Here is a 15319-nt window from a genome sequence, read left to right as displayed (position 1 = left end):
CGCTCCGAGCGGAAGGCAGGGCGGCATGAACAACTCCACGGTACTCCTCCTGTTCCCGATCACCGTGGCCGTCATCATGCTCGGCCTCGGCCTCACGCTGACCGTCGCGGACTTCCACCGGGTGGTGAAGTACCCGCGGGCGATGGTGGTCTGCCTGGTCTGCCAGATGCTGGTGCTGCCCGCGATCTGCCTCGGCCTGGTCGTCGGGTTCGGCCTGCGGCCCGAGTTGGCGATCGGCATGATGCTGCGCGCGAGGTTCGCCATCCGGATGGAGCGCCCGGTCAAGGTCCTGTCCGTGGTCGTGCTGGCCGTGATGATCGGCAGCGTGATCAGCGGCTTGGGCGAGGAGGTCTTCGAGATTCTCGGCGACATCATCCTCGTGGTGGTCCTGTTCAACCTGTCGGGCATGGCGATCGGGTACTTCGGCCCGCGCCTGCTGAAGGTCGGGCCGCGCGAGTCGATCGCGTCGGCGTTCGAGATCGGCCTGCACAACGCGCCGCTCTCGATCGCCATCGCGATGAGCCCGACGTTGCTCGACAGCACCGAGATGGCGATGCCGTCGGTGACCTACGGCTTCGTCATGTTCTTCACGGCCCTGGTCTTCGGCCTGGTCGTGGCTCGCCGCGCGCCCGCGCCGACCGCCGACCGGGCGGTCACGCCGAGCGGGACGTGACCGCTGCCGGCCGGAGTCCCCTCGCCCGCACCGGGTCCGCGCGCGTCGCGGTCCGGCGCGGGCGCCACGGGCTTCACAAGCCGTGGCGGCGGTCACCCGCGACCAGTTCGGCGACCCGGGCCTCGGACTCGGCGGAGAACGGGCCGCGGTAGGCGGCCACGGCCAGGCGGGTCTCCTCCGCGATCAGGTCGGCGTTGATCTGCGCGCCGGCCGTGGCGCCCGCCGCGGCGGACGTGCCGACCTGCGCGGACAGGTCCGTGACGTTGCCCGCGGCCCACACGCCGGGCACGTCCGTGCGGCCGGTCGGGTCGGCCGGGATGTGCTCGCCCATGCCGGACGGGTGCGGCACGGGGTGCAGGCCCAGCCCGGCCAGGAACCCGGCGCGCGCCACCATCCGCGACCCCACCGCCACCACCTCGCGGCCGACCGTGCGGCCGTCGGCCAGCCGCACGCCGACGATGCGGTCACCGGCGACTTCCACGGCCGCCACCTCGCCCGCCACCACGTCGACACCGCGCGCGGCCAGCTGCTCGGCCTGCTCGCCGGTCGGCGGGTGCGTGTGGGAGAAGAGCGTGACGTCGGCGCTGAGCTGCCGGAACAGCAACGCCTGGTGCGTGGCCATCGGCCCGGCCGCGAGCACGCCGATCGCCTGGTCGCGCACCTCCCAGCCGTGGCAGTACGGGCAGTGCACCACGTCGCGGCCCCACCGCTCGCGCAGCCCCGGCACGTCCGGAAGCTCGTCCACCAGACCCGTGGTCACCAGCAGCCGGCGGGCCCGGACCGCGCGGCCGTCGGCCAGCGCCACGACGAACCCGTCGCCCTCCCGCGTCACGGCGTCGACCTCGCCGGTCACCACGTGACCGCCGTAGTGGCGCACCTCCGCCCGGCCCCGTTCCACCAGTTCGGCGGGCGGCATCCCGTCGCGGGCGAGCAGCCCGTGCACGCCGTCGGCCGGCGCGTTGCGCGGCGACCCGGCGTCGACCACGACCACCGAACGCCTCGACCGCGCCAGCATCAGCGCGCCGTTCAACCCCGCGGCACCGCCGCCGACCACCACCACGTCATAGCTGTCAGCCAGCTGAAAGGTCATCACGACCACCTCCGCGACCACCATGCGCGGAGCGTGGACGGATCGGCAAACCTTGTTGCCGATCCGGCAACAAGGAGGGCCGGCCCCCGGCTCCCACCGGGCCGGCCTCCGGTCAGCGGCTCAGAACGCCACCGTGGCGCAGCCGAGCCGCGGCCCCGCGGTGCCCGCCTTGCCCGGTTCGGTGGCCGTGCGCTGCGCGTGGACCACGACCGACCCCGCCCGGCGGTCGGCGAACCGCCAGGGCACGACCGCGCCGACCACGGCACCGCCCCGTTCGTCGGTGGTGAAGTCGAGCCAGATCTCGTTCTCGGGGTTGGCGTAGGCCGGGTCCACCGAAGGTTGGTTCGGGTCGACCACGTGCTGGTGGTGCGCGCCCGCGTCGGTCGGGGCCGCGCCGCACGGCCGCTGGTGGGCGTGGGCGCCGTAGGTGCGGTGGGGGACCAGGCCGTAGACGCTGAGCAGCGTCTTCGTCGACCGACCCACCGGGGTGGCCACGACCATCACCGCCGCGCCCGGCGCGATCAGCGCCGGGTCGTAGGTGTAAGCCTTGATCGCGGTGTCGGGGGTGGCGAAGCGGGCCACCGTGACCGCGACCCCGGAGCCTCGTGGCGAGCCCCCGGCGACCGCCGGCGTCACCGCCGCCGCGACCAGTCCGCCGATGACCAGGGGAACCAGACGTTTCACAGTTCTGCCTTTCGCGTGGACAAGGCGGCGGCCCACCCGAAGCTAGCACCGACCGCTCGCGCGGTGGCGGCAGTCGCCTGATTCGGGCGCGGGCACCGGCTCGGCTCGTCCACACTGGACGGCGTGCTGCTCACCCTGACCACGACCCACCAGCCGGCCACCGACCTCAGCCACCTGCTGCACAAGCACCCCGACCGGGCCCAGTCGTTCACCACCTCGTCGGGGACCGCGCACGTCTTCTACCCACGGGCGGACGACGAGGAGTGCACGGTCGCGCTGCTGCTGGAGGTCGACCCGATCGCCCTGGTGCGCGGTCCCGGCAGCACGCTCACCCAGTACGTCAACGACCGCCCGTACGTCGCCGGCTCGTTGTTGACCGTGGCGCTCGGCTCGGTGTTCCGCACCGCGATGAACGGCCGCAGCGAGAGCCGCGCGGAGGTGGCCGCCACCCCGATCCCGCTCACCGTGCGCGTGCCCGTCCTGCCCCACCGCCTGGTGGAACGGCTGTTCACCCCGCTGGGCTGGACCGCGGACATCACCCCGATCCCGCTCGGCGACGGTGGCGCCGAGGGCGACGACTCGCGCTACGCCGACGTCACCCTCACCGGCACGCACACACTCTCCGCCGCCCTCAAGCACCTGTACGTGCTGCTGCCCGTCCTCGACGGTGACAAGCACTACTGGGTCTCCGAGGACGAGGTGGACAAGCTGCTGCGCGCGGGGGAGGGTTGGCTCGGCACGCACCCGGACCGCGAGCTGATCACCACCCGCTACCTGATGCGCCGACGCCCGCTGGTGCAGTCCGCGCTGGCCCGCCTGGCCGACGTGGAGGAGGTCGAGCCGGAGGAGCTGGACAACGCGCTGGTCGAGCCGAAGGTCTCGCTGGCCGTGCAGCGGCGTGAGGCGATCCTGGAGCAGCTCGCGGTGGCCGGTGCGCGGTCCGTGCTCGACCTGGGCTGCGGTGGCGGCGCGTTGCTGCGCGCCCTGCTGGAGAACCCCGACTTCACCCGCGTCCAGGGCGTGGACGTGTCCGCGAACGCCCTGGCCACCGCCGCGCGCAGGCTGCACGTGGACACGATGTCGGACCGGCAGCGCGCCCGCCTCACGCTGCGCCAGTCGTCGCTGACCTACGCCGACCCGGACCTGAAGGGCTACGACGCCGCCGTGCTGATGGAAGTGGTCGAACACCTGGACCCGGACCGGCTGCCCGCGCTGGAGCACTCGGTGTTCGCCGTCGCACGCCCGCGCACGGTCCTGGTCACCACGCCGAACGTGGAGTACAACCCGCTGTTCGAGACCCTGCCGGAGGGGCGGCACCGGCACTCCGACCACCGCTTCGAGTGGACCAGGGCCGAGTTCGAGGAGTGGGCGGGCGGCGTCGCGCGGCGGCGCGGCTACACCGTGCGCCACCTGCCGATCGGACCGGTGGACGCCGAGCGCGGCGCGCCGACCCAGCTCGCCGTGTTCACCCTGGGGGAGGACGACTGATGGAGCTCAAGATCCCGGACCTGTGCCTGGTGGTGCTGATCGGCGCCTCCGGCTCGGGCAAGTCCACGTTCGCGCGCCGGCACTTCCTGCCCACGCAGGTCCTGTCCAGCGACTACTTCCGCGGCCTGGTCGCCGACGACGAGAACGACCAGTCGGCGTCCGCCGCGGCGTTCGAGGCGCTGCACTTCGTGGCGGGCAAGCGCCTGGACGCGGGCCGCACCACCGTTGTCGACGCGACCAACGTGCAGCGGTCCGACCGCGCGCACCTGGTCGAGCTGGCCCGCGAGCACAACGTGCTGCCGGTCGCGATCGTGCTGGACCCGCCGGAGGAGGTCTGCCTGGCCCGCAACGCCGCCCGGCCCGACCGCGACTTCGGCGCGCACGTGGTGCGGCGGCACCGCACGGCGCTGCGCAAGTCGTTGAAGCACCTGGGCAAGGAGGGCTTCAAGCGGGTGCACGTGCTGCGCTCGCAGTCCGAAGTGGACGAGGCGGTGATCGTGCCGGAGCGCCTGCTCAACGACCTTCGGCACGAGACCGGGCCGTTCGACGTGATCGGCGACGTGCACGGCTGCCGCGCCGAGCTGGAGGACCTGCTGGTCAAGCTCGGCTACGAGCTGGTGCGCGACGAGGCGGGACGCCCGGTGGACGCGGTTCCGCCGGCGGGACGGCGGGCGGCGTTCGTCGGCGACCTGGTCGACCGCGGCCCGGACACGCCCGGTGTGCTGCGCCTGGTCATGGGCATGGTCGAGGCCGGGCACGCGTTCGCGGTGTGCGGCAACCACGAGCAGAAGCTGGTGCGCGCCCTGCGCGGCCGTGCCGTGCAGGTCAAGCACGGCCTGGCGGAGTCGCTGGCGCAGCTCGCGGCCGAGCCGGAGGAGTTCCGCGAGCGCGTCGTGCGGTTCTGCGACGGGTTGATCGCGCACTACGTGCTCGACGGCGGGGACCTGGTGATCGCGCACGCGGGGCTGCCCGAGCGCTACCACGGCCGCGCGTCGGCACGGGTGCGCGGCTTCGCGCTCTACGGCGACACCACCGGCGAGACCGACGAGTACGGCCTGCCGGTGCGCTACCCGTGGGCGACCGAGTACCGCGGCAAGGCGACCGTGCTCTACGGGCACACGCCGACGCCGGAGGCCGAGTGGGTCAACAACACGATGTGCCTGGACACGGGCGTGGTGTTCGGCGGCAGGCTGACCGCGTTGCGCTACCCGGAGCGCGAGGTCGTGGCGGTCGAGGCGCACGAGGTCTGGTACGAGCCGGTGCGCCCGCTCGTCGTGCCCGAGGCGGAACGGGAGCCGGACGTGCTCGCGCTGTCCGACGTGACCGGCCGCCGGTTCGTCGAGACTGCCCACCGCGGCCGGATCGGAATCCGCCCGGAGCAGGCCGCGTCGGCGCTGGAGGTGATGAGCCGCTTCGCGATCGACCCGCACCACCTGCTGTACCTGCCGCCGACGATGGCGCCGACGGCCACCTCGCGGCGGCCGGACGTGCTGGAGCACCCGGAGGACGCCTTCGCGGAATACCGCAACGCCGGCGTGCGCGAGGTGATCTGCGAGGAGAAGCACATGGGGTCGCGTGCGGTGGTCCTGGTGCGCCGGGACGGGGGAGGCGTGGTCCACACGCGCACCGGCCGCGCGTTCTTCGACCAGCCGTTGGGCGACGAACTGCTGGCACGAGTGCGGGCGGAGGTGACACGGGCCGGGCTGTGGGACGAGTTCGACACCGATTGGCTGCTGCTCGACGCCGAGCTGCTGCCGTGGAACGCGAAGGCGTCCGGGTTGATCAAGGAGCAGTACGCCTCGGTCGGCGCGGCGGCGACGGGCGCGCTCGGCGTCGCGGTGGACGTGCTCGCGCGGGCGGCGGCACGGGGCATCGACGTCGGCGGGCTGCTGGCGCGCACCGAGGGCAGGTTGGCCAACGCGACCGGCTACCGCGACGCCTACCGGCGGTACGTGCGGCCGACCGACGGCCTGTCCGGCGTCACGCTCGCGCCGTTCCAGCTGCTCGCCGCCCGCGGCCGCACGTTCCACGACCGCGACCACCTGTGGCACCTGGACGTGCTCGGCCGCCTGGGCGGCGAGACGTTCACCCCCACCCGGCGCCTGGTCGTGGACACGACCGACGACGAGCAGGTCGCCGCGGGCATCCGCTGGTGGGAGGACCTGACCGCGGCGGGCGGCGAGGGCATGGTCGTCAAGCCGCTGGCGAACCTCGTCCGCGGCGACCGGGGGCCGGTGCAGCCGGGGGTGAAGGTGCGCGGGCGCGAGTACCTGCGGATCATCTACGGCCCGGACTACACCGAGCCGGAGAACCTGGAACGGCTGCGCAAGCGTGCCCTGGGCGCGAAGCGCGCGCTCGCGATCCGCGAGTACGCGCTGGGCCTGGAGGCGTTGGAACGCGTGGCCCGCGACGAGCCGTTGTGGCGCGTGCACGAGTGCGTGTTCGCGGTGCTGGCGCTGGAGTCGGAGCCGGTGGACCCCCGGCTCTGAGCGTCACGGGGCGGCGGGCAGGCGGCGGAGCCTGCCCAGCCGCCACCCCGTCGTCGCCCAGCACTCACCCCAGACCAGGAAGAACGGTGACCACAGCAGCAGGTCCCACCGGGCCGGCACGAGGGCGAGTTCGGCGTGCTCGGCCGGTGGGCGGGTGACGCCGGTCAGCACCAGGGTGTCGCCGACCAGACCGAAACCGGCGACGCCGATCGCCCGGACGATCATGAAGACGCTTAACGCCCAGGCGACCACCCGCAGCAGGCGCGGCAGGACCGTGCCGCGGACGGCGGCGAGCGCGACCACGACGCCGACCGCCGCCGCCCCGGCCGGCACCCAGTGGCTCGTCACGAACAGCGGGTCGCGGGCGAGCAGGCGTTCCCGCAGGTGCGGCGGCAGCGGGTCCTTGTCCGCCAACGCGTTGGCCCCCAACGCCTGGGCGCGTTCATCGAGCCGTAGGCGACCGCGCACAGGGCCGCGCCGTACCGGGCGAACCTCGCCCGGTCAGGCCGCGACACGCCCCGTCGCCTTCACGTAGGACCGGACCATCTCCAGGCACAGCCCGCCGAGCACGAGACCCAGCACGCCGTGGTACCACCGCCAGCCCACGCCCAGGCCGAGGAAACCGTCCAGCACCATGATCCCGGCGCCGCCGACGACGGCGAGCGCCATCACGGTCAGCACCGCCAGCGCCAACGTCCTCGGCACCACGCGCAGCGCCCACGGCGTGACGGTGGCCAGCGCGACGGCCGCGCCCACCACGCCGGACGCGGTCGCGAACCACTGGGCCACGGCCGGGTCGAGGAAGTAGTCCTCGGTCTCGGCGGCCGACACCGGCGGCCCACCGGGGAACCCGAGCCGGGACTGCGCGGCGAACACGGCCTTGCCGGCGGCGTAGCCGAGGAACAGGACCGCCAGGGCGCACGCCGGCCAGCGGCGGCGATCGGCATCAACCATGGCCCGACGATAAGGCCGTGGGCGGCACGCGCGTTCCCGATCATGAGGATCGCGCGACCGCGCGCGAGTGGCTTCTCAGCCGAACGGCCCGAACGGCCCGGACGACCGGGTACGACACCGCCACCACCAGGGACAGCGCCGGCAGCGGCACGCCCAGCAGGGACTGGCCGAGCGCGTAGTCCGCCGCGGGCACGGCCAGGCACAGGGCGAAGGCCCACGGCGGCGCGGTCTTGGGCTTGGCGGGCGACGCCCACGGTGTCCGCTTGAACGGCTTGGCCACCGACAACCACACCTGGCAGGCCAGCGCCGACGCCATCAGCAGCGAGCCGACCCGCATCAGCGTCGGCGAGCCGTCCGGGTGCAGGTTCGGGCTGAGCACGTAGATGCCCGCGTACAGCTGGCTGAACGTGATCACGGCCTTCACGAGCACCCACCAGTGCCGGAAGTAGCCCCAGGCGGTGAGGCCGGACAGCATGAACCCGGTGAACGCCGACGTGGTGGCCATGAACTGGAGCACCTGCACGTCGAGCAGCAGCGCCACCTCGAACGCCGACCGGTCCGGCACGGCCAACGCGTGGTTCACCACCACGAACAGCGCCAGCGCCATGAACATCCAGCCCGTCGACGACACGACGTGCGCCCAGACCAGCAGCTTGCGGCTCACGAGCACCTCCACTAGTAGCCGTACTACGTATAGTACGGCTACTAGTGGAGTGGTGGGTCAGACCCGGCAGGGGCTGCCGCCGGGCTCGGTCGGCTCGATGTTGGCCTTCGCCTCACCGAGGACCACGTCGGTCAGCAGGGTGTCCAGGGCGAACGCCCGCTGCACCACGCTGGTCGACGTCGTCGTGGTGCTGTTGAGCTGCAACGAGCCGATCACCAGCGGGATGGTCAGCGGCGCGCTGCCCACGGCCACCTGGACGCCGTTGATCCGCAAGCTCGCGATCTGCGACGACCCCGCGAACACCGGGTTCAGGTTCGCGTCGCACGTCACCGACGCCGTGGCCTGGATCACGCCGACCTCGATGGTCACCAGCAGGCTGCTGATCCGGGTGTACTCGACCCGCGCGGTCGACACCGCGCCGTCACCGGGCGTCGGCGGCAGGGCCAGCAGGTCGTCCGGTGTCTGGTTGGTCCGCGCGGACAACGCGTTCGCCCGCACGGTCAGGATGCCCGCCGACAGGTTCACGTCGGCCACCTGCGCGAAGTCGTCGACGCACGGCACGTCCGGCGGGTTGGCCCGCGCCACGACGATCCCCGCCAGGTTCAGCGCGGTCGCCTGGCAGGAGAACACGCCGGTCCGCTCGGAGGTCTTGATCCGCAGGTCGGACAGGACCGGGCTGGCGCCGGACGGGCTCGCCGCCAACGTCGCCCGCACCTCGATGTACCGGCCCACCCGGGCGAACTCCACCCCGTTGGACACCGGCGTGAACGTCTCGCCGGCCAGGCCCGCCTCGGTGTCGGACGTGCGCGCCTCGACCGTGATCGAGGTGCCCGGCGGGACGCTGCCCTGCGCCTCGGTGTTCCAGGTGACCGTGCCCCAGGTCTGGCCCGCGACGCCGCCGTCCTGCACCACCGACCACGTGCCGATCGGCGCGGTGATCTCACCGAGCACCGACCCGGTCATGTCGCTGTAGTTGTACGGCCCCGCGCCCGCGCCCAGGTCGACGGTCAGGTCGACCGCGCCGACGGTGAACCCGCCGCCGCCGACCGGACCGGCGTCCGGGTCGATGCGCTGCGCGTTGTCGGAGTTGATGTTGGTGACCCACACCTTGCCGTTGGTGTCCACCGCGACGCCGGTCGGGCCGTTGCCGCCGGGCAGGACCACGTTGCCGACGAACGTGCCGTCGGTGCGCAGGTGGCCGACCGTGTTGGTGCCGTTGTCGAGCGCGTGGGCGACCCAGACGTTGCCCTCCGTGTCGACCGCGACGCCCTGCGCGCGCGGGTGGCCGTGCGGGAAGGTCCCGAGCACGTTGCCCGCGGGGTCCATCTTGACCGTGTTGCCGGAGTTGACCTGGGTGTGCCAGATCTCGCCGGTCACCGGGTCCATGCCCAGGCCGTAGTCGCCGTGCGAGGTGTCCAGGCAGGCCCCCGTGCCGGTGCCCGGCTCGTACCGCAGCAGGTTGGTGCCGTACCGGGCGGACCACAGCGTGCCCGCCTTGTCGACCAGGCCGCCGTAGCCGCCGCAGCCGAAGCTGACCGGCGCGGTCAGCGGCGTGCCGTCCACGCCGGAGATCTTCTGGTGCTGGGTGTTCGAGCCGCCGGTCCACAGGTCGTTGTTGGCGTCCACGGCCACCGTGCGGGTGTTGGTGCCCGCGACCCGGCTGTAGGTGATCAGGCACTCGTCGGCCGCGGTGGTGACGCCGCCGTTGGAGTCCGCGCCGCCCGCGTTGGTCCACGGTCGGATGTCGGTGAGCCCGCGCGAGGTGGCGATCAGGCCGTCACCGTCGCGGTCCACGCAGGTGTTGTAGCCGAACGGGCCCTTCAGGTAGTCGCCGTTCGGGTTGGCGGTGCCGTCGGCGTTCGACCGGGTACCGCCCCGGATCACGCCGACCCGGGTGACCGAGCCCCGGCCGCCGCCCTGCTCGTTCCGGTTCGACAGCCACGTGTTGCCGAGCTTGTCGACGGTGGTGCGGGAGGGGTTGCGGCCCTGGCCGTCCGGCGCGGACAGCCACTCGCCGACGATCTCGCCGGTGTTGACGTCGATGCGGACCATCGTGCCGCGCGCGGAGGCGGCGACGTTGACGTACGGGAAGAACACGGTCTGGCGGTTGAGCTGGAGCTGGTCGTTGTCCGGCGCGTCGTGGTTGACGTCCTGGAGCACGCCCTGGTCGAAGTCCGCGTCCAGCGTGTAGAGCACGTCCTCCCCCGGAACGGGGGCGGCGACGGCCGCCGGCGCGCCGGCGAGGGGGAGCAGGAGCGCGCCGGCAGCGGCGAGCGCCAGAGATCTTCGGGGGTGACGCATGGATCTGCCCTTCTCGGGTGGGATTCGCGGGTATTCGGGCATTTCCGTCACGTGACAACCGGGTGTCGAGGGCGGCTCGGAACGCGTTACCGCTCCCAAAAAATGTGAGTAGACAATTAGGCAAAAATCGGGTGAAAATTTCACGCGCTTCCGAGCGCGGTTCGTTCGAACGGCTCAGCGCGGCGATCCCCACGGTCACTGTCGACCTTGTCGCGTACGCCGAACAGCCCAGGCGGTGGGCCGATCCGGGCCGATCCGGACGCGCTCCTCGTCAACCCTCCGGTCACTCCCGGAACACCCGAAATTCACGCTGCCGGTCGACTGGGTCGCAGTCCGCGCCGGTTGCTTGACAAACGCGCGCGGTGTCCCGAATCCTCCGCTGGTCGACCCGTTTTGGTCGTCTGCGAATAAACCCCGAGGAAGGTTCGACGTGAACTGCACCCGAGTCCTGCGGTCGGTGGGCGTCGGCGTCACCGCGTTGGCGTTGATCACCGCCTGCGGCGCGCCGCCGCCCGGAGACGGCGCCTCGAACGGCACCTCCGCCGCCACCGCGAAGTCCGCCGCCGACTTCGGCGGGATGGACGAGCTCGTCGAGGCCGCCAAGGGGGAGGGCCGGCTGAACGTCATCGCCCTGCCGCCGGACTGGGCCAACTACGGCGAGCTGATCGAGGCGTTCGAGGCGAAGTACGGCATCGAGGTCGACTCCGCGCAGCCCGACGCGTCCAGCCAGGACGAGATCAACGCCGCCAAGCAGCTCAAGGGCGGTGACCGCGCGCCCGACGTGTTCGACCTCGGCCTGACCGTGGCGCTGGCCAACACCGACGTGTTCGCGCCCTACCAGGTGCGGACGTGGGCCGACATCCCCGACGAGCTCAAGGAGCCGTCCGGGCTGTACTGCGGCGACTACGGCGGTTTCATGTCCATCGGCTACGACGCGGCCAAGGTGCCCGCGCCGACCGCGGTCGAGGACCTGCTCAAGCCCGAGTACCGGGGCAAGGTCGCGCTCAACGGCGACCCGACCCAGGCGGGCGCCGCGTTCTCCGGCGTGGTGATGGCCGCGCTGGGCAACGGCGGCTCGGCCGACGACATCGCACCCGGCGTGGAGTTCTTCAAGCAGCTCAAGGCCGCCGGCAACTTCCTGCCGGTCGACCCGTCGCCCGCGACGATCGAGTCCGGCCAGACGCCCGTCGTGATCGACTGGGACTACACCAACGCCGCGCAGACCGCCAAGCTCGCCGGCAAGGTCGACTGGCAGGTCGTCGTCCCGGCCGAGGCGCAGGTCGGCGGGTACTACAACCAGGCGATCAACAAGGACGCGCCGCACCCGGCCGCCGCGCGCCTGTGGCAGGAGTTCCTGTACTCCGACGAAGGTCAGAACCTCTACCTCAAGGGCCTGTCGCGCCCGGTGCGGATGGACGCGATGACCAGGTCCGGCACGGTCGACGCGGCCGCGGCGGCGAAGCTGCCGAAGACGTCGGACAAGCAGGTGTTCCCGACCCAGGAGCAGTCCGACAAGGCCAAGCAGGTGCTGGCCGCCGCGTGGGCGCAGGCGGTGGGCTGACCGGTGGTCGCACCCGTCACCACCGGGGTCGGGAAGGCCGACCGCGCCGCTCCCGGCACCGGCCCCGGCCGCGGTTGGGTGGCCTGGCTGGTCGTGGTGCCGTTCCTGGCCTACGTCGGCACGTTCCTGGTGTACCCGACCGCGCTGGTGCTGGCCGGGGCGTTCCAGGACTCCGACGGCGGGTTCACGCTCGCCAACCTGGCCGACCTGACCCGCGGCCCGTACCTGCGGGCGTTCCTGCGCAGCGTGGAGCTGTCCGCGATCACCGCCCTGCTGGGCGCGGTGCTCGGCGCGCTGCTGTCGTGGGCGGTCGCGGTCGGCGAGCCGGAAGGGCCGCTGCGCCGCGTGGTGGTGGCGGGCGCGGGTGTGCTCGCCCAGTTCGGCGGCGTGCCGCTGGCGTTCGCGTTCCTGGCCACGGTCGGCTTCCAGGGCTTCGTCACGCGGTTCCTGCGCGAGTCGTTCGGCGTGGACCTGTTCGCCGGCGGCGCGTGGCTGTTCGAGCTGCCCGGCCTGACCCTGGTCTACACGTTCTTCCAGATCCCGTTGATGGTCATCGTGTTCCTGCCCGCGCTGGACGGCCTGCGCCCGCAGTGGCGGGAGGCGGTGGACAGCCTCGGCGGCACCGCGTGGACCTACTGGCGGCACGTCGGCGGCCCGATCCTGCTGCCCGCGTTCCTCGGCGCGGTGCTGCTGCTGTTCGCCAACGCGTTCTCCGCCTACGCCACGGCGGCGGCGCTGGTGTCGCAGGGCAGCCCGATCGTGCCGTTGCAGATCCGGGGCTTCCTGACCGGCGAGGTGCTGCTGGGGCGGGAGAACCTGGGCAAGGCGCTCGGCCTGGGCATGGTTGTGGTGGTCTGCGTGGCGATGGGCCTGTACGCGGTGGTGCAGCGGAGGTTCGCCCGATGGCAGCGGTGACCAGGCCGGCCCGGTCGGCCAAGCGGGCCGTCGCCCGGTACTCGATCCTGGTGGTGCTCGGCGCCTTCTTCCTGCTGCCGCTGGTCGCCATGGCGGAGTTCTCCACGCGCGGCGCGGGCGGCACGCGGAGCCTCGCGTCGTGGGCGGCGATCCTGGACGACCCGGACCTGGTCGAGGCGATCCTGGTGTCGGTGCAGCTCGCGGTCGCCAGTTCCCTGGTCGTGCTGGTGCTGCTGGTGCCGACGATGACGTGGATCAGGCTGCGGCTGCCCGCGCTGCGGCGGCTGGTGGAGTTCCTGTGCCTGCTGCCCGTGGCGATCCCCGCGATCGTGCTGGTGGTGGGCATGGCGCCGCTGTACGCGTGGGTGAACTACTTCCTCGGCGACTCGCCGTTGACGCTGACGTTCGCCTACGCGGTGCTGGTGCTGCCGTTCGCCTACCGGGCGATCGACGCGGGCCTGTCCGCGATCGACCTGAAGACGGTGGCCGAAGCCGCTCGCGGGCTCGGCGCGTCCTGGGGCACGGTGCTGCTGCGGGTCGTCGTGCCCAACATCCGGACCGCGCTGATCGGCGCGTCGCTGCTGTCGGTGGCGCTGGTGCTCGGCGAGTTCACCATCGCGTCGCTGCTGAACTTCGACACGGTGCAGGTGCGGGTCAACCTGCTCGGCAAGCGCGACGCGGGCGTGTCGATCGCGGTGTCGCTGCTGAGCCTGCTGTTCGCGTTCGCGCTGCTGTTCCTGCTCTCGTTCATCGGCAGGCGGCGGCGCGCCGCCGCCGTCGGGGAAGGCTGACATGGGGTACCTGCGACTGGACGGGCTGCGCAAGGCGTTCGGCGGCCAGACCGCGCTCGACGGGCTCGACCTGGACCTCGCCGAGGGCGAGCTGGTCAGCCTGCTCGGCCCCAGCGGCTGCGGCAAGACGACCGCGTTGCGCATCGTCGCCGGGTTCGAGACCGCCGACGCCGGTTCCGTGCGGGTGGACGGCCGCGACCTCAGCCGCGTGCCCGCGAACAAGCGGGACATGGGCATGGTGTTCCAGGCGTACAGCCTGTTCCCGAACATGACCGTGACGCAGAACGTGGCGTTCGGCCTGCGGCTGCGCAAGGCGCCCGACCGGGCCGGGCGGGTCGCCGAGCTGCTGGAGCTGGTCGGCCTCGCCCACCTCGGCAAGCGGTACCCGCACCAGCTGTCCGGTGGTCAGCAGCAACGCGTGGCGCTGGCCCGCGCCCTGGCGATCCGGCCGCGGGTGCTGCTGCTGGACGAGCCGCTGTCCGCGCTGGACGCCCGGGTCCGGGTGACCCTGCGTGACGAGATCCGGCGCATCCAGACCGAGCTGGGCATGACCACGCTGTTCGTCACGCACGACCAGGAGGAGGCGTTGGCCGTCTCCGACCGGGTGGGCGTGATGTCGCACGGCCGGCTGGAGCAGCTGGACACGCCGGCGGTCGTGTACCGGGAGCCCGCGTCGGCGTTCGTGGCGCGGTTCGTGGGCGTGACGAACGCGGTGCACGGCGTCGCGGAGGCCGGCGGCGTGCGGCTGGGCGCGTTCCGGCTGGCCACCGACGCGGCGGACGGGCTGACCGGCCAGGTCGAGGTGATCGTGCGGCCGGAGGACATCGCGATCACGCCGCACTCCGGTCCCGCCGACGGCGCCTTGACCGGGGCCGTGCTCACGCAGAGCTTCCTCGGCCCGGTCACCAGGCTGTCCGTGCGGCTCGACGGCGGCGACCAGGTCGTGCGGGTCGACCAGCCGTCCCACCGCGCGGCCGACTTCCCTCCCGGCACGGCCGTCGCGCTGGACCTCGCGGTCGGCAGGCTGATGGTCGTCGCGGCGTGACGGCGGGGTCGGGCGCTACGGCCGGCGCAATTTCGTGAACTTGAGCCGTTCGTCGTCGGAAAGCGCCGAATCGGTCAAAACGCGCACCCCGCGCGCGCCGATCGGCTGGCCGTTCACGGAAGTCACCCAAGTGGTCGGCACGTCGGTGAACAAGGTGACTTCCGGCGTGTCGGCGAAATGGCCGTAACCCAACACCGTCGACCGGCTCACGTTCGGCCCGTTGAGCACCACGTAATCCTGGTCGGCCGCCGTCGGGTCGGTCACCCACGGCACCTCCTCGCCCAGCGTCCAGCCGCCGACGCCGCCGTAGCGCAGCAGGAACGTCCGGGCGTGGTGGATGGTGACCACGTAGTGATGGTCGCAGCCCGGGTCGACCGGGGTGGGCGTGCGGGTGAAGTTCAGGCCGTACGGGACGCCCGCCGCGCGCAGGGTGCGCGAGAACGCGGCCAGGTCGCCGCCGCCGGTGCTGATCGCCCGGGACAGCGCCGACCACGCGCCGGTGGCCGTCTGGTTCGGCAGGCGGGCGCCCGGCCAAGGGTCGCGAATGGTCATGCCGCCCCAGATGAGACGCACGGCCGGGGCGGGCCAGACATTGTCTCGTTCACCCCGGTAGAGGGTCATGTCCGGCATCGGAATACTCCTCGCGAGGAATTCGTGCAGAGGA

14 protein-coding genes are annotated in these 15319 nt (G+C 72.5%); 7 read left to right on the top strand and 7 right to left on the bottom strand.

Features of this window, described 5'->3' with window-relative positions; all coding sequences use genetic code 11:
* Positions 1–25: 25 nt before the first annotated feature.
* Entirely contained in the window at positions 26–673 is a 648-nt protein-coding gene (locus tag ACIQMJ_RS37350; protein WP_499765738.1) for a bile acid:sodium symporter family protein, read from the top strand.
* Between the two features lie 73 nt (positions 674–746).
* Here the strand turns inward: ACIQMJ_RS37350 and ACIQMJ_RS37345 are convergent, their stop codons facing one another.
* Positions 747–1787 carry an NAD(P)/FAD-dependent oxidoreductase gene (locus ACIQMJ_RS37345; RefSeq protein WP_499765737.1) on the bottom strand — a complete coding sequence of 347 codons (1041 nt, stop codon included), beginning with the start codon at positions 1785–1787 and terminating at the stop codon, positions 747–749.
* Between the two features lie 96 nt (positions 1788–1883).
* On the bottom strand, positions 1884–2447 hold the full coding sequence (locus tag ACIQMJ_RS37340) for a superoxide dismutase (RefSeq protein ID WP_499765736.1): 564 nt from the start codon (positions 2445–2447) through the stop codon (positions 1884–1886).
* Between the two features lie 123 nt (positions 2448–2570).
* Between ACIQMJ_RS37340 and ACIQMJ_RS37335 the strand changes: the two genes are divergently transcribed.
* Together ACIQMJ_RS37335 and ACIQMJ_RS37330 are read left to right on the top strand one after the other, a co-directional pair.
* Positions 2571–3935: a 3' terminal RNA ribose 2'-O-methyltransferase Hen1 gene (locus ACIQMJ_RS37335; RefSeq protein ID WP_499765735.1), complete on the top strand. Its 1365-nt coding sequence runs from the start codon at positions 2571–2573 to the stop codon at positions 3933–3935.
* On the top strand, positions 3935–6424 hold the full coding sequence (locus ACIQMJ_RS37330) for a polynucleotide kinase-phosphatase (protein WP_499765734.1): 2490 nt from the start codon (positions 3935–3937) through the stop codon (positions 6422–6424). Before ACIQMJ_RS37335 ends, ACIQMJ_RS37330 begins: the two co-directional genes overlap by 1 nt.
* A gap of 3 nt (positions 6425–6427) precedes the next feature.
* Here ACIQMJ_RS37330 and ACIQMJ_RS37325 read toward each other — a convergent pair whose 3' ends face one another.
* Genes ACIQMJ_RS37325 through ACIQMJ_RS37310 form a run of 4 tightly spaced genes read right to left on the bottom strand, consistent with a single transcriptional unit; the run spans position 6428 to position 10343 of the window.
* Positions 6428–6892 (bottom strand): DUF3995 domain-containing protein, encoded by a 465-nt coding sequence (locus ACIQMJ_RS37325; RefSeq protein WP_499765733.1) that lies wholly within the window; start codon positions 6890–6892, stop codon positions 6428–6430.
* A 33-nt stretch (positions 6893–6925) separates the two neighbouring features.
* Complete coding sequence (locus ACIQMJ_RS37320) at positions 6926–7378, bottom strand: hypothetical protein (protein WP_499765732.1); 453 nt, start codon at positions 7376–7378, stop codon at positions 6926–6928.
* 40 nt (positions 7379–7418) lie between these two features.
* Positions 7419–8042 carry a hypothetical protein gene (locus ACIQMJ_RS37315; RefSeq protein WP_499765731.1) on the bottom strand — a complete coding sequence of 208 codons (624 nt, stop codon included), beginning with the start codon at positions 8040–8042 and terminating at the stop codon, positions 7419–7421.
* A gap of 57 nt (positions 8043–8099) precedes the next feature.
* On the bottom strand, positions 8100–10343 hold the full coding sequence (locus ACIQMJ_RS37310; RefSeq protein WP_499765730.1) for a hypothetical protein: 2244 nt from the start codon (positions 10341–10343) through the stop codon (positions 8100–8102).
* Between the two features lie 430 nt (positions 10344–10773).
* On the opposite strand from ACIQMJ_RS37310, the gene ACIQMJ_RS37305 reads away from it, so the two are divergent.
* The 4 genes from ACIQMJ_RS37305 to ACIQMJ_RS37290 are packed head-to-tail and all read left to right on the top strand — an operon-like array spanning position 10774 to position 14655.
* Positions 10774–11904 carry an ABC transporter substrate-binding protein gene (locus ACIQMJ_RS37305; RefSeq protein ID WP_499765729.1) on the top strand — a complete coding sequence of 377 codons (1131 nt, stop codon included), beginning with the start codon at positions 10774–10776 and terminating at the stop codon, positions 11902–11904.
* 3 nt (positions 11905–11907) lie between these two features.
* Complete coding sequence (locus tag ACIQMJ_RS37300) at positions 11908–12819, top strand: ABC transporter permease (RefSeq protein ID WP_499765728.1); 912 nt, start codon at positions 11908–11910, stop codon at positions 12817–12819.
* Positions 12807–13610 (top strand): ABC transporter permease, encoded by an 804-nt coding sequence (locus tag ACIQMJ_RS37295; RefSeq protein WP_499765727.1) that lies wholly within the window; start codon positions 12807–12809, stop codon positions 13608–13610. Before ACIQMJ_RS37300 ends, ACIQMJ_RS37295 begins: the two co-directional genes overlap by 13 nt.
* A gap of 1 nt (position 13611) precedes the next feature.
* The gene (locus ACIQMJ_RS37290) at positions 13612–14655 is read left to right on the top strand and encodes an ABC transporter ATP-binding protein (protein ID WP_499765726.1); all 1044 of its coding nucleotides are present in this window, start codon (positions 13612–13614) and stop codon (positions 14653–14655) included.
* Between the two features lie 15 nt (positions 14656–14670).
* On the opposite strand, the gene ACIQMJ_RS37285 is transcribed toward ACIQMJ_RS37290, so the two are convergent.
* Entirely contained in the window at positions 14671–15285 is a 615-nt protein-coding gene (locus tag ACIQMJ_RS37285; protein WP_499765725.1) for a hypothetical protein, read from the bottom strand.
* Positions 15286–15319 lie beyond the last annotated feature (34 nt).

Source organism: Actinosynnema sp. NPDC091369, from assembly GCF_044757065.1.
Taxonomy (GTDB): Bacteria; Actinomycetota; Actinomycetes; order Mycobacteriales; family Pseudonocardiaceae; genus Actinosynnema.
This window is presented reverse-complemented; position numbering and strand designations above follow the sequence as displayed.